At 52.4% G+C, this 892-nt stretch carries 1 pseudogene; it reads left to right on the top strand.

The features are described from left to right. Positions 1-91: 91 nt before the first annotated feature. Positions 92-892 (top strand): annotated as a pseudogene (locus tag C4F37_RS27130) (IS3-like element IS2 family transposase); the annotation flags it as partial.

The following is an 892-nucleotide window of genomic DNA, read 5'->3' as shown; positions in this document are numbered from 1 at the left end:
TAGACTGGCCCCCTGAATCTCCAGACAACCAATATCACTTATTTAAGTGATAGTCTTAATACTAGTTTTTAGACTAGTCATTGGAGAGCAGATGATTGATGTCTTAGGACCGGAGAAACGCAGACGGCGTACCACACAGGAAAAGATCGCAATTGTTCAGCAGAGCTTTGAACCAGGGATGACGGTCTCCCTCGTTGCCCGGCAACATGGTGTAGCAGCCAGCCAGTTATTTCTCTGGCGTAAGCAATACCAGGAAGGAAGTCTTACTGCTGTCGCCGCCGGAGAACAGGTTGTTCCTGCCTCTGAACTTGCTGCCGCCATGAAGCAGATTAAAGAACTCCAGCGCCTGCTCGGCAAGAAAACGATGGAAAATGAACTCCTCAAAGAAGCCGTTGAATATGGACGGGCAAAAAAGTGGATAGCGCACGCGCCCTTATTGCCCGGGGATGGGGAGTAAGCTTAGTCAGCCGTTGTCTCCGGGTGTCGCGTGCGCAGTTGCACGTCATTCTCAGACGAACCGATGACTGGATGGATGGCCGCCGCAGTCGTCACACTGATGATACGGATGTGCTTCTCCGTATACACCATGTTATCGGAGAGCTGCCCACGTATGGTTATCGTCGGGTATGGGCGCTGCTTCGCAGACAGGCAGAACTTGATGGTATGCCTGCGATCAATGCCAAACGTGTTTACCGGATCATGCGCCAGAATGCGCTGTTGCTTGAGCGAAAACCTGCTGTACCGCCATCGAAACGGGCACATACAGGCAGAGTGGCTGTGAAAGAAAGTAATCAGCGATGGTGCTCTGACGGGTTCGAGTTCCGCTGTGATAACGGAGAAAAACTGCGAGTCACGTTCGCGCTGGACTGCTGTGACCGTGAGGCACTGCACT

The organism is Escherichia sp. R1 (assembly GCF_003000935.1).
In the GTDB taxonomy this organism is placed as follows: domain Bacteria; phylum Pseudomonadota; class Gammaproteobacteria; order Enterobacterales; family Enterobacteriaceae; genus Escherichia; species Escherichia coli.
Note: the sequence above shows the minus strand (reverse complement) of the source record. Positions and strands in the feature narration are given on the sequence as shown.